Below are 13,151 nucleotides of genomic sequence, written 5' to 3'. Positions count from 1 at the left end.
TATAATAGAGGGGCAATGTAATTAAAAAGGAGTGTTTTACACATGAATCCAATCGTAACCATTAAACTTGCAACAGGAAAAGAAATTAAGATAGAGCTGTACAAAGATCTGGCACCCAACACCGTAAAGAACTTTGTGTCTCTTGTGAACAAAGGGTTTTATGACGGACTGAAGTTCCACAGAGTTATCCCAGGGTTTATGATCCAGGGTGGATGCCCAGAAGGCATCGGCATTGGCGGACCAGGACACAGAATCAAAGGGGAGTTCCGGGCCAATGGTTTCCAGAACGATCTGAAGCATACAAAAGGCGTCATTTCCATGGCAAGAAGCCAGCACAATGATTCCGCAGGAAGCCAGTTCTTCCTCATGGTGGCAGATGCCCCACATCTGGACGGACAGTATGCAGGATTTGGCGCGGTCATTGAAGGCCTGGAGAATGCCCTGGAAATTGCCAGAGTGGACAGAGACTACAGAGATATGCCAAGAGTGGACCAGATCATGGAAAAAGTCACAGTAGAACATGCAGAAGACCTGGGAGCACCAGAGGTTCTGTAGTATCTTTCAAGTGTGTGTTAAATAACTTGTAGGAGAGAACTATGTCAGAAAACAAAAAAATACTGGTTTATGGACTGAGTGAAACGGAGATGGCCCATCTTCGAGGAGAAGGACTTCATCTTCATGAAATCCATCAGGGAAATGCTGGAGGCACACTGGGAGAACTCATTGAGAACAAAGAAGTTCCTCATGTGGGAGCGCCTTTGGGCGTTGTGAAAATCATGATCTTCTGCGGCTTCGAAGCAGACGATCATTTAAAAGAACTGATTACAAAAATCAGAAAAGAGTATGTGTTCGGGTCTATCATGGCCCTCATCACAAAAACCAACATCAGCTGGCGTTTTGACTATATGATCGAGCATCTTCTGGAAGAGCGGGAAGAGAACCGTCAGATCGAAAAAGAACGCAGAGCGCAGCATCAGGAAAAACTGGGGTGAAAGTAAGATGGCAAGAGTAGGCGAAGAGCTGAAGAAAAACAGGCTGGATGCCAATATGACTTTGAAACAGGTGGCAAAAAAGCTGGGGGTTTCTGAAAGCTTTGTGAATGAAGTGGAGCAGGGAAGAAAGGTCGTCAATGAGGATCTTCTGAAGCGCTTCAGCAAGGTGTTCGATAAGAACATCAGCACCATGGGGCTGGGTTCCCTGGAGGAAGCGGCTCAGACAGAGTCTGTGGCAAGAACAAAGGAAGTCATCAAGAAAGAAGTCTATGTGGCACCGAAAACACCGGTGAATGAGCTTTGGAACCAGGCCTTTGGCGAAAATATCAAAAATGTGCCTGTCTTTGAAGAAACCATGAAAAGTCCTATTTCCCATAAAGGATATGTGGTGGAAGGCAAGAAGATTGAAGGATTTCCCATGGATAAAGTGCTTCTTGTGAAATCGGGAAGTGAGGATCTGAAAGGCTATGGCATCATGAAGGGCGATCTTCTGTTTGGGGTGGAAGCGAAGGATATTCAAGGAACAAGCTTCATGCTGGTATCTGTACAGGGGAAGAATCTTTTGAGGAGAGTAAAAAACCTCAACAATGGTTCCGTAGAACTTCTGAGCTACAGAGAAAAAGAAGAAGTCAGAAAGGTGCCCATCAAAGATGTGCTTCCTTTGGTAAAATTTCATAAATTAGAAAGAGCATTATAATTATCAACAAACTAGGAGCAGGACCTGTGGAAAACCATGGGAGACCTGCTCTTTTTCTTTCCCCTCATTTGGAATGCAAAAGGATATTGTCAGAAGATTTGGTCACGGCTTATCCACAGATTGTGGATAAAAAACCTTTTTCTATGGATAACTATTCTTTTTTAGAAGGTTATGCACAAGATGAGCAATGATAATTATAGGCATTGAAATTTAGGGTAAAAAGTTCATGCATTGTTCCTTTATTCTTCACGGAATATTACATTTGGTCGTAATAGAGAAGATATAATAGTAAGTACAAAGAAGTATGATAAGATTACGCTACACTGAAAAAATGAAAGGAAGATAGATATGAGAAAGAAAATTGGACTGCTTTTGTCATTGACCCTGGCTCTTGGTATACTTTCTGCCTGTGGATCTAAAGAATCCGGGGAAGAAGTGAAGAATCCGGAAGATGCCATCACCTTAGGCTCCTTTGTGGATACAGAAGGCGGAATCCTTGGCAATATGCTGCTGCTGGCCCTTGAAAATAATGGATATCTCATCGAGGACAAGGTGCAGTTTGGAACCCCGGATGTGCACAGAAATGCGCTGTTGCAGGGGGAACTGGATCTTGGTATCGACTATACAGGAAACGGACAGTTCTACTCAGAGGGCATTGACCCCTCGGTCTGGGTAGATGCAGTGAAAGGCTATGAAGCCATAAAGGCCTATGATGAAGAAGAGAACAGTCTCATCTGGATGACACCTGCCAAGGCAAACAATACGGAAGCTCTGGCCGTGAAAGAAGATTTTGCGGAAGAGAATGGTATTGCCACCATGGAAGACTTTGCAAGATATGTCAATGAAGGTGGAGAAGTGAAGCTCATCACCTCTCAGCTTTTTGCTGAAAAAGAGCAGGGCCTTCTGGGACTGGAAAAAGCCTATGGATTCAAGCTTCAGCCAAATCAGCTGATTCTTCTGCCCCATGGAAACACCGCAGAGACTTTGAAAGCTCTGGCCAGTGGAACCGATGGTGTCAATGTGGCCCTTGCCTATGCCACGGATGGATCTCTGGTGGATCTGGCGCTTAAGATCATTGAGGATCCGAAGTCTATTCCACCTGTCTATGAACCTTCAGCCATCATCCGGAAAGAAGTCCTTGACAAGTATCCGGAAGTGAAGGAAATTGTGGAGGAAGTGTTTGCACTCCTTACAAAAGAAAATCTGCAGGAAATGAACAAAGCCGTCATCGTGGATGGAAAATCCCCCAAGGATGTGGCGAAGGAATTCCTCACTGAAAATAAACTGCTGCCATAACAGACGAGATGGAAGGTGCTGCTTTTGAAGAAGAAACTGGATTATCCCAACTTGGTGTACAGCTTTTTAGCGCTGATGTCACTGCTTTTACTGAATATTTCCGAAGTGAAGCCCAACCGCATTGCACCGGGAGAAAAATTCAGGCTCTTTGAGCTTACTGGGTTGCCCATGATGGTTTTTGTCATGGGCTTTCTTGTGGTGATGCTGCTCTCTTATGATTTTTCAGAGAAGAAGGCAGCGATTTCCGGGATCCTTTCTCCGATTCTCTTTACGGGGATCCTTTTTGTGCTGGGCAGAGTCTCTCTGGAGATGGCGAAAGAGGCGCCCACCATGAGGCTCACCTTTTCCGCCGGATTCTACGGGATGCTTCTCATGGTGTATCTTCTTGTAGGACATGGACTGTCGAAGAAACCCAGAAGGCAGTATCTCATCTACATGGGTCTAGTTCTCTGCGGTGCAGTGGTGGTCTTTCTTCTTACTTCCGGACAGTTTCAGGTGTTTTCCATCATGAAAGAGTTTGAGAATAAGAAAGCCCAGTTTTTCACCAGCTTCACGGAGCATCTGTTCCTTTCCATGGGCTCAGTGCTGGCAGGGATGCTCCTTGCTGTTCCTCTGGGATATCTGGCATACCGCAGAAAAAAGCTGGAGTCTTTTGTCATGGTGCCTCTCTCCATCCTGGAAACCATTCCCAGCTTGTCTCTTTTTGGTGTGCTTTTGGTTCCTTTGGCGGCCCTGGGAAGACTTCCTTTTTTTAAAGCCCTTGGCGTCAGCGGGATTGGATGGGCACCTGCTTTTGTTGCCCTGACTTTATACACACTCCTTCCCATCGGCAGAAATACCTTGGTGGGGTTTTCCACAGTAGACCAGAATGTCATCGAAGCGGCCAGAGGCATGGGGATGAACAGGTCTGAAATATTCCGCAGGATTCTTTTCCCTCTGGCGCTGCCCATCATTCTGACGGGTCTTCGCATAGCCATGGTTCAGACCCTAGGAGGCGCAGTATTGGCTGGCCTTGTGGGGGGCGGAGGACTAGGAAGCTTTGTGTTCCTGGGTCTTGCAGAAGGATCTCCGGATCTGGTGCTACTTGGCGTCATTCCCATTGTGGTGATGACCCTGATCCTAGACAGCCTATTGAAAGCGCTGGTGAAGAGATTGAGGAGGGATGAAGTATGATAAAACTGCAAAATGTTGTGAAAAATTATGAGGGCTATGAGGCGGTGAAGGGCATCTCTCTGGAGGTAAAAGAAGGCGAGCTTTACGTGCTTCTGGGACCTTCAGGCTGTGGGAAATCCACGACCCTTCGACTCATCAACAAGATGATTGACCGCACCTCGGGAGAGATCTTTGTGGAGGGGGAACCTGTGGATGCCTTCAAAGTGGAGTCCCTACGGAAGAAAATGGGCTATGTCATCCAAAGTACAGGTCTTTTTCCCCATATGTCTGTGAAGGAGAACATCGCAACGGTGCCCCGCCTTCTCAAATGGAAGGAAGAGGACATCCGAAAAAGAGGAGAAGAGATGCTGAGGCTGGTGGGTCTTTCGCCAGAGCTTTATGGAAAAAAACTGCCAAAGGAGCTTTCAGGGGGAGAAGCCCAGAGAGTGGGCGTAGCCAGAGCCCTGGCGGCAGATCCTCAAATTCTTCTCATGGATGAGCCTTTTGGCGCTGTGGATCCCATCAGCAGGGTAAGGCTTCAGAAAGAATTCCGGGAGATTCAGAAAAAACTTGGGAAAACCGTTATTTTTGTGACCCATGACGTGGAAGAAGCTCTGCTTCTTGCGGACCGGATCTGCCTCATGAAAGAGGGGAACATTGTTCAGGAGGGAACACCGGAAGAAGTGATTCTAAGGCCTAAGGATCCTTTTGTGGAGGATTTCTTCGGGAAAGAAGGAACCTTGAGCCTTCTCACCAGATTCAAAGCCATGGACTTTAGGGAAGAGAAGCCCCTTCCCGGAGAGCCGCTTCCAGAGGAAACCACTCTGAAAGAAGCCCTCTCCACCATGATGCTTCTTGGTGTAGGAAGACTTCCCATTGGCGGAGGCAGCATCACGCTGGCAGCCATCATGGAGGTCATCAGGAGGTGGAGCCATGAAGAACAGTAGGCTGTATGCTGCACTTCTTCTCAGTGTCCTTCTGGCGCTTCTTCTTATTTTCCCCAAGGAGTTTGAAGGGTTTCTCGGCAGATATTTCCTCTCCAAGTTTCCAGAAGGATCCAGAACGCCTTTGTCCCAGCTTTTTACCGAACATATGGAGATGGTTGTGATTTCCAGTGCTCTGGCTATATCCTCAGGAATCTTCCTGGGCATCTTTCTCACCACGAAAGTAGGTGCACCTTTCAAGGATTCTCTTCTGAAACTGGTGAGCCTTGGACAGACCTTTCCTTCGGCAGCACTTCTGGCTCTGGTGGTGCCCGTGGTGGGCTATGGTCTTAAGGGGGCACTGATCGCCCTGTACCTTTATGCCCTGATGCCCATTGTCTATAATGTGGTGGTGGGGATTGAGGAAGTGCCGGAAAGTGTTGTGGAGGCTGCAAAGGGCATGGGGATGAGTGAAGTGGAAATCTACAGAAAAGTGAAGATTCCTTTGGCCATGAATGCCATTTTAGGGGGCATCCGTACTTCCACGGTGATCAACATCAGCGCGGCGACTTTAGCGGCGGCAGCAGGTGCAGGTGGCCTTGGGGTCCTTGTGGTCAACGGAGTCAGGACCTTTGATATGATCCTCATCCTTATGGGGTCCATTCCAGTAACCCTTCTGGCGGTGATTGTGGAGCTTTCCTTGGAAGAGCTTCAGAAAAGGACCATCTATATTCAATAACACAGAATCTTGGAGAGCCGTACAGAAAAGACGGCTCTCTTTTCAGTTTCCCTGAAGCGGATGTTATAATCGGAATAACAAAATGGAACAAAGAAAGGTGGAACTAGAATGAAATGGAGTCTGAAAGAACTGTATGAGAGCTTTGAATCCCCTGAATTTTTGAGGGATTCAAAAAGGATCCTCACCCTCATCGAAGAAATCAATGCCTATGCGGAGAAAGAGTTTCAGGAGGTGGAAAAGGCAAAGGAGAAGCTTGAGACCTACCTTCACTATGAGATGGAGATGTCAAATCTCGTATCAAGGGTCATGGGGTTTGCGAACCTCACCATGTCCACAGATGCGAGAAATGAAGCAGCCAGAGAGCATTTTTCAAGAATAGCCATGAAGCTTTCTGCCATTACAAAGGCTGAAGTTCTCTTTAAGAGGTTTGTGCAAAAGCTTGTGGATCTGGAAGAAATTGTCAGCGGAAGCGCCTTCTTAACGGAGCACAGATTTCTTTTGGAGGAAACGAAAAAAGAAGGACAGTATCTGTTAAGTGATGCGGAAGAAATGCTCATTGCAAAGATGTCCAATACAGGCTCCAAAGCCTGGACCAATCTACAGAACATCCTTACTTCCACCCTTCTGGTGGAGATGGAGAAAGAAGGAGAGAAAGTGTCTCTTCCACTTCCTGCGGTGAGAAACCTTGCCTATGACAAGGATCCATCCGTGAGAAAAGCGGCTTATGAGGCAGAGCTTGCTGCCTACAAAAAAGTAGAGGAGTCTTCTGCTGCTGCACTGAACGGTATCAAAGGAGAAGTACTGACGGTATCGGAGCTTCGAGGCTTTGAGACGCCCCTACATGAAACGCTCTTCCAGTCCCGTATGGAGAAGGAAACGCTGGATGCTATGTTTAACGCCATAAGAGAAGCTCTGCCAAGCTTCAGAAAGTACTTAAAGAGAAAAGCAGCGCTTCTTGGACATCAGAAGGGACTGCCTTTCTATGACCTTTTTGCCCCCATGGGCGAAAGTGAGATGCAGTTCACTTATGAGGAAGCCATGGACTATATCGTGAAGAATTTCAGCACCTTCAGCCCGAAACTTGGTCAGTATGCCAAGGAAGCCTATGAGAAGAACTGGCTGGATGTGGAGCCACGGGAAGGTAAAAGAGGTGGCGCGTTCTGCTCTAATCTTCATGTCATCGGAGAATCAAGAATTCTCTCAAACTTTGACGGAAGCTTCAGCAACATGACGACCCTTGCTCATGAACTGGGCCATGGCTATCATGGGTTCAACCTGAAAGAGGAAACCATTTTAAACAGCAGCTATCCCATGCCCATTGCCGAGACGGCATCTATTTTCTGTGAAACCATCGTGGTTCAGGCGGCGCTGAAGGAAATGAGTGATGCGGAAGCGGTGACCATTCTCGAGCAGAGCATCTCCGATGCCACTCAAGTCATCGTGGACATCTATTCCAGATACCTCTTTGAAACCAAGCTTTTTGAAACAAGAAAGGATCATCCCCTTTCTGTGAAAGAGCTTTGTGCATTTATGCTGGAAGCCCAGAAAGAAGCTTACGGAGACGGACTGGATGAGGAAGTGCTGCATCCGTACATGTGGCTCAATAAGACCCACTACTACTCTGCAGGCAGAAACTTCTACAACTTCCCTTATGCCTTCGGACTTCTATTCTCCAAGGGTCTGTATGCCATCTACCTGAAGCGCGGAGAGTCCTTTGTGCCAGAGTATGATGCGCTGCTTTCTGTCACTGGAAAGAAGAGCATCAAAGAAGTGGCAGAGCTCATGGACATTGATGTGACAAAACCAGACTTCTTCAGAGACTCTTTGAAGATTGTGGAAAGAGATATTGAGAAGTTCCTGGAGCTTACTAAAAAGTAAGATCAAAGAAGATGAAGGGTATGTGCTTCTAGAGTTTTAGACCCTATCACAAAATTAAATACAGAGAAAATAAGAAGACCTGACGATAAGTTTGTCAGGTCTTCTCTTTGTTATAGAGCTGGATTCAGTTTCTTTTTCATTGCAGGTTCAATATCGCCGGCTTTGGTCAGAGCAATCTTCGTGGCCACAGGACCTACCAGCTCATAGATGACAGTACCAGCAAGGATGATGACCTTGATGGCTTGTCCGAACTCAGGCACCACGCTAAGAGAAAGGGTTGCAAGACCGATAGCAACACCAGCCTGAGGAATCAAGGTGAATCCGAGATACTTCTTCACAGGTTCCGGAGAGTTGCATACGGAAGCGCCCAGGGTTGCGCCCAGGACTTTCCCAAGCACTCGGACCACTACATAGATGAGACCCGTCATGCCTACGGATGGAAGAATTCCGATGTTGAGGTCCGCTCCAGAGAAGAAGAAAAACAGCATGAAGATGGGCGGTGTGAATCCGTCCACCATACTAAAGATGGCTTCAGAGTCTTTGGAGAGGTTCACAAATAATGCACTCATGGACATAACAGAAAGAAGCTCGGAGAGTCCGAAGGTCTTGGAAAGTCCAACAGTGATGGCGATCATGGCTATTGAAATAGCAAGTCTGTTTCCTTTATTGGAGAACCATTTTACAAGAAGCATCAGAAGAACACCCATGACAGCCCCGAGTAAAAGAGCCAGAATAATTTCAAGAACCGGTGTCACAAGGGTCAGCCAAAGCGGACTGGTGCCTGTGGCTCCAAGAGCTTTTACTGCAGCCAGGGAGATGCCGAAAAGCATCAGAGCAATGGCGTCATCAATGGCAACCACAGGCATGAGAGTTTCTGTTACGGGTCCCTTTGCCTTGTACTGCCTTACAACCATGAGCGTAGCGGCTGGAGCAGTAGCTGCGGCAATGGCACCCAGCATCAGAGAAAACTGAAGGTTATGACCGGTGGCAATGAGGGCAATGTCCACAAACACGACTGCCAAAAGTGCTTCCAGAATGGCGATGATGATGGGGGCTTTACCCGCTTTCTTCAGATAACTGAGTTTAAATTCTGCACCAATGGAAAAGGCGATGAAGCCTAGTGCAAACTCAGAGATTGAATGAAAACTTGCCACAGATTCCTCTGTCAGGATGCCCAGCACATAAGGACCGGCAAGGATCCCCATGAGAAGATACCCTGTGACATTAGGCAGATGGAGTTTCTTTACCAGTTTGCTGGAAAAAAGTGCCAGCAGCAGAGCAATGCCCAAATGTATAAATAAACTGTTTTCCATGGTTATTCACCCAGTCCTTCCACAGAAGTGATGGGAATGGAGAACATGATTCCTGCGCCAGGTTTGTTGAGATCTCCAGTGATGCGCTTGATGGTGGATTTCGTTGGAAGCACTTGTTCTTCCTGAAGGACGAAAAGAAGCACATGGCTCTTTTCTTCGATGGTGTCGTTCATGAGGTGTCTCAGCATACCGAAAATCGGCACTTCTTCCTGCTTCATGAGGATGTTGGCCATGCCTTTTCCTTCCAGAAGGGTTCCACCTTTCACTCCGGCTTCTGCCAGTGAAGTGATGAGGGTAGTGATACAGTCCAGATCTTTCAAAATAAGAATTAATAATTGCATAAAGTCTCCTTTCTTTCCTAAAACGACGTTTTATATGTTACGCCTCTGACTTTTCTTTGTCAAAAAGAAGAACCTTTGACGGACAAAGAAAGAATGGAGAATCCCTCAATAATTGAGGTAAATTGACTGACAAATTGAAACAATTTAAGTTTGAAATAGTTTTCTCTTTGAATCTGTGAAATTTACGTAGATTTTATTTCCACGGGAAAAAGCATCCATACCTAAAGAAAAATCTCTAGAATGGATGCTTTATATGGATGTGGCTGTATTTTACTTCGCTTTGTTTTTTAGAATGAACCCTAGAAGAAGTGTTGTCACTTCATTGGGCTTCTCGAAGATGGATACATGACCGCACTCCGGAAGGGTCACATACTCAGATCCGGAAATATGATGGTGGATCCGAAGGGACTCCTCCGGTGTTTTCAGGATATCCTGTTCTCCGCAGACAATGAGAGAAGGGGCTTTGATGGACTGAAGCTCTTCTTTTGTCATTTGAACATCCTGAAGAAAACTGTCATAAAGGGTCACCTGACCGGAAAGATAGTCCTGTCCAATGCCTTTAGTGGCTTTTGCCCTCTGAGCCAGAAACTCTTTGTTCTCTTTGATGAATTTTTCACCATAAATGGAGGGCATCAGCGTATTGAAAAAGGACTCGCCATCGCCAGCAAGGGCTGGTGATTTCCAGGAGGAGACAAAGGAGCTGCCCACGGCGGTTTTCTCGCTGGTGGAGTCGATGACCACCATACTTTGAACTCGCTCAGGGTAATGCATGGCAAGCCTCATGGCTACTTCTCCCCCATAAGAAGTACCCACCAGGTGTGCCTTTTGGATGCCCAGATGATCCATGAGTTTCACTGCTTCATCCGCATGCTCGTTAAAAGTGTATGGTCCCTGTGGTTTGTCAGATTTCAGCTGACCCTTGAAGTCGTGAAGAAGCACCTGGTACCCCGTCTCCTCAAAAGGTTTCGACAGCACGTACCAGCTGTTTGTGGATGCCATGACACCATTGAGAAACAAAATGGTCTCCTCTCCCTCTGGATTTCCCCGCAGCTCATAGAAAAGCTTCATTCCATCTAGTTCGAAAAATGACATAAAAATAGCCCCCTTTGGATTATAATTGAGCCCATTATAATCCAAAGGGGAACCTGATACAATCATCATATTTGATTTTTTAGTGCGGCATGCAGCTAACCCATCTGAATGAGATGCGTGGCGATGGCAAGGACCATCAGTACTGCAATGATTTTATGAACGAGAAGCAGCGTTTTCTTGGTTTCTTTTTTGGCCTTGGAAACCAGATACCCCAGAGATCCCTGAAGAAGCATCAGTACTGCCGGAACGACACCACTGAGAACAAATCCCCAGCGGCTGTACTGGACAAGGAAGTGCCCTACAGCACCCAGAGCTGCCATGAGGCCAAAGAGTCTATGGTTTTTTACAATGATCTTCATGAACATCTGCCAAGGTTTCTTGAGAGCTTCTTTTTTAAGGAGAGTCTTACCTAAGGTTTTCTGCACATACTTCACAACGGGATTGAGAAAGGACAGGGAGAAAAAAACCACGGTAAACCAACCTAAGAATTCGCCTAATTCACGCATAAACATCAACTCCTTATTCTTTTTCGATTAAGTGCTGCAAAAATTTCACTGCTCCATCTTCATTATTGGTAGGCGCCAAGTAGTCCGCCATGGCTTTGATGTGCTCCACACCGTTTTCCATGGCGCCTTTGATACCGGCCACCTTGATCATAGAGAGGTCATTATAGTTGTCCCCAATGGCTGCCACATCCTGAAGATCTATCTGAAGGCTCTGGCACAGGTGTGTCAGAGCGATGCCTTTACTGGTTTTGCTGCTGGTCATCTCAAAATTATATTTCCAGGAGCTGAAGGTCCGGATTCTCTTATCCATGGTGAAATACTCCATGGCCTTATGGATTTTATTTAAATAGGCACTGATGGAGGACACGCTGTTTCCGCTGTCAATGGAGTTTAATAAAGTCTCCATATCCTCCACCACTTTTAGGTTTCCTTGAGATAGGACAAGACCCAGAATATCCTGCTCCAGTTCTTTCTTTTTGGCAGAATCCAATGCTCCAACATCCTCCAGTTCTTTATGGAGAATCGCAAGACTCTCCTTTGTGATATAGGTATATTCATCATCCGCCACCTCGTACTCGAGGTTTTGCCCCTGAAGATACTGGATGATGTCTTTCACCTGATCCTTTGGAATGGAGATGGAGTAGATTTTCTTCCCGTTATTGTCGTAGATACTGGCTCCATTGCTGGAAATGATATAAGGTCTGATTTTGAAATCTTTGATGATCTCCAGAATGTCAGAATAGGATCTTCCAGTGGCAATGCACACAGGGAGACCATTCTCCATGGCGCTGTTCAGGGATGCAAGGCTGTAAGGGGAAAGGGTATGATCGGAACCCAGAAGAGTGCCATCCAAATCTGTCACAAATAACTTCATAAAATATACCTCCAAATATGAAACTGCTTTCTTCAAGGTCAGTATATCATAAGGCATCGTTTTCAAGAGTAAAAAAACTCGGCAGCAGGAAATTTTCATTCACCGCTGCCGAAAAGACTATGCTCTGTTGGGTTCCGGATAACGGAAGATGGATTTGACCCCTGTCTCTAAGGGGAGTTCATCATCAGAAACCACGATGACTTTTGCTTTCTGTTCCAGCGCAAGAAGAGCCAAGTCGTTGAGAAGATCTGTGCCAGCATCCTCTAAGCTGAGGTGGCCAAGATCTTTGGAGATGCTGCCAGGAATCATGGCATTAAGATTTACAATGAGTGTATCCACTCGGGCGGCAGCTGCGGCTCTTGCAATTTCACTAAGATCTTCGGAAGCCAGTTCCCTGGATTTGTTGAACTCATATTTATCGTGGAGCTTTCTGATGTTCTCGGTATATTTTGGCAAAAGCAGATTCCAGGCAAAAGTAATGAATTCTTCAGAGGTGACGGTCTGCGGATCTTTCCTGATGCCGTCTTTCAGAAGATACTGGTTGTGGCTGAGCTTCTGGAACTCTGCATGGTGCTCTGGAAGTGCAGCAAGGATCAGTGGAAGATCGGTGCGCTTGGAGTGGTTCTCATGAATATAACGGTCCACCCATCGGAAATATTTCTCCTGGTCCACAGCTTCCTCATCCCGGTTGTCACCGCCGCCGCCATACATGGTTTTACCACTGGCACCCATGGATACGCCATGGGTTCTGTTTTCCTCATAAAAACTGCCCACAACATCTTTCAGAGACTTTTTCTCCTCTTTAGGAAGTTCCACTTCTCTGATGCCGTAACGGTTTCCTTCAAAGAGAGCGAAATTTGTTTTGTAGAGGGCCAGAATCTGGTAGCTGTCATCAGTCTGATAGGCGTTCAATAGTGGTTTCACATAAAAGTTTTTCGAGACTTCCACATATTCTTTCACGTCACGCTGAAGCTTGTACACAACCATTTCATCCCTCTTGGCCAGGATGCCAAGACCGTCCAGCTGATAGCTCCAGAATGGTTTATCCTCCAGAAGGGTCTTTAAATCACTTAATATCTCCTCTCCCGCTCTTCCGGGATAATTTTTTGCGAGCATTTCTTCTGCTTTTTTCAGCAGATTCTTAAATCGGATTTCATTATCCTTTGTTTCAGTGGTCAGTCTGCTTGTAGGCATGTAGATGGAAACAAAAGGGGGTTCTCCGTTTTCAATGATAGGATGCGGGAATCTTTCTGCAACGATGTACGCCATAGTATACCTCCTAAATTAATCGTAATATTCTGACATTTTAGGATAAGGAAAGACCTCTCCTGTGAGTGTACTAATTATA

The 13,151-nt window shown here is 46.2% G+C and carries 15 protein-coding genes; 9 read left to right on the top strand and 6 right to left on the bottom strand.

Annotated features, from left to right (window positions below; genetic code table 11):
• Positions 1–42 precede the first annotated feature (42 nt).
• The 9 genes from T487_RS0105635 to T487_RS0105595 all read left to right on the top strand — a co-directional run bounded on the left by T487_RS0105635 (position 43) and on the right by T487_RS0105595 (position 7,677).
• Complete coding sequence (locus T487_RS0105635; protein WP_031575117.1) at positions 43–555, top strand: peptidylprolyl isomerase; 513 nt, start codon at positions 43–45, stop codon at positions 553–555.
• A gap of 41 nt (positions 556–596) precedes the next feature.
• Positions 597–992 carry a DUF3783 domain-containing protein gene (locus T487_RS0105630; protein WP_031575113.1) on the top strand — a complete coding sequence of 132 codons (396 nt, stop codon included), beginning with the start codon at positions 597–599 and terminating at the stop codon, positions 990–992.
• A gap of 7 nt (positions 993–999) precedes the next feature.
• The gene (locus T487_RS0105625) at positions 1,000–1,689 is read left to right on the top strand and encodes a helix-turn-helix domain-containing protein (protein ID WP_031575111.1); all 690 of its coding nucleotides are present in this window, start codon (positions 1,000–1,002) and stop codon (positions 1,687–1,689) included.
• 26 nt (positions 1,690–1,715) lie between these two features.
• Positions 1,716–1,880, top strand: coding sequence for a hypothetical protein (locus T487_RS16395; RefSeq protein ID WP_155953244.1), 165 nt, complete (start codon positions 1,716–1,718; stop codon positions 1,878–1,880).
• 157 nt (positions 1,881–2,037) lie between these two features.
• A complete protein-coding gene (locus tag T487_RS0105615) occupies positions 2,038–2,985 on the top strand; it encodes a glycine betaine ABC transporter substrate-binding protein (protein WP_031575108.1) in 948 nt (315 codons plus the stop codon).
• Between the two features lie 24 nt (positions 2,986–3,009).
• Positions 3,010–4,158, top strand: coding sequence for an ABC transporter permease (locus T487_RS0105610; RefSeq protein WP_031575106.1), 1,149 nt, complete (start codon positions 3,010–3,012; stop codon positions 4,156–4,158).
• Complete coding sequence (locus tag T487_RS0105605) at positions 4,155–5,084, top strand: ABC transporter ATP-binding protein (protein WP_031575103.1); 930 nt, start codon at positions 4,155–4,157, stop codon at positions 5,082–5,084. Before T487_RS0105610 ends, T487_RS0105605 begins: the two co-directional genes overlap by 4 nt.
• The gene (locus T487_RS0105600; protein WP_031575101.1) at positions 5,071–5,799 is read left to right on the top strand and encodes an ABC transporter permease; all 729 of its coding nucleotides are present in this window, start codon (positions 5,071–5,073) and stop codon (positions 5,797–5,799) included. Before T487_RS0105605 ends, T487_RS0105600 begins: the two co-directional genes overlap by 14 nt.
• A gap of 108 nt (positions 5,800–5,907) precedes the next feature.
• Positions 5,908–7,677 carry a M3 family oligoendopeptidase gene (locus tag T487_RS0105595; RefSeq protein WP_031575098.1) on the top strand — a complete coding sequence of 590 codons (1,770 nt, stop codon included), beginning with the start codon at positions 5,908–5,910 and terminating at the stop codon, positions 7,675–7,677.
• Between the two features lie 110 nt (positions 7,678–7,787).
• Here T487_RS0105595 and T487_RS0105590 read toward each other — a convergent pair whose 3' ends face one another.
• The 6 genes from T487_RS0105590 to T487_RS0105565 form a co-directional block, all read right to left on the bottom strand.
• A complete protein-coding gene (locus T487_RS0105590; RefSeq protein WP_036909231.1) occupies positions 7,788–8,990 on the bottom strand; it encodes a cation:proton antiporter in 1,203 nt (400 codons plus the stop codon).
• 2 nt (positions 8,991–8,992) lie between these two features.
• Positions 8,993–9,331 (bottom strand): hypothetical protein, encoded by a 339-nt coding sequence (locus T487_RS0105585; protein ID WP_031575093.1) that lies wholly within the window; start codon positions 9,329–9,331, stop codon positions 8,993–8,995.
• 270 nt (positions 9,332–9,601) lie between these two features.
• Complete coding sequence (locus T487_RS0105580) at positions 9,602–10,423, bottom strand: alpha/beta fold hydrolase (RefSeq protein ID WP_031575091.1); 822 nt, start codon at positions 10,421–10,423, stop codon at positions 9,602–9,604.
• A gap of 95 nt (positions 10,424–10,518) precedes the next feature.
• Positions 10,519–10,929, bottom strand: a complete 411-nt coding sequence (locus T487_RS0105575; protein ID WP_031575088.1) for a hypothetical protein — start codon at positions 10,927–10,929, stop codon at positions 10,519–10,521.
• 13 nt (positions 10,930–10,942) lie between these two features.
• Positions 10,943–11,803, bottom strand: a complete 861-nt coding sequence (locus tag T487_RS0105570) for a Cof-type HAD-IIB family hydrolase (protein WP_031575085.1) — start codon at positions 11,801–11,803, stop codon at positions 10,943–10,945.
• A 117-nt stretch (positions 11,804–11,920) separates the two neighbouring features.
• Positions 11,921–13,072 (bottom strand): baeRF3 domain-containing protein, encoded by a 1,152-nt coding sequence (locus T487_RS0105565; RefSeq protein ID WP_031575083.1) that lies wholly within the window; start codon positions 13,070–13,072, stop codon positions 11,921–11,923.
• Positions 13,073–13,151: the final 79 nt, after the last annotated feature.

This window comes from Proteiniclasticum ruminis DSM 24773, from assembly GCF_000701905.1.
Lineage (GTDB): Bacteria > Bacillota > Clostridia > Clostridiales > Clostridiaceae > Proteiniclasticum > Proteiniclasticum ruminis.
Note: the sequence above shows the minus strand (reverse complement) of the source record. Positions and strands in the feature narration are given on the sequence as shown.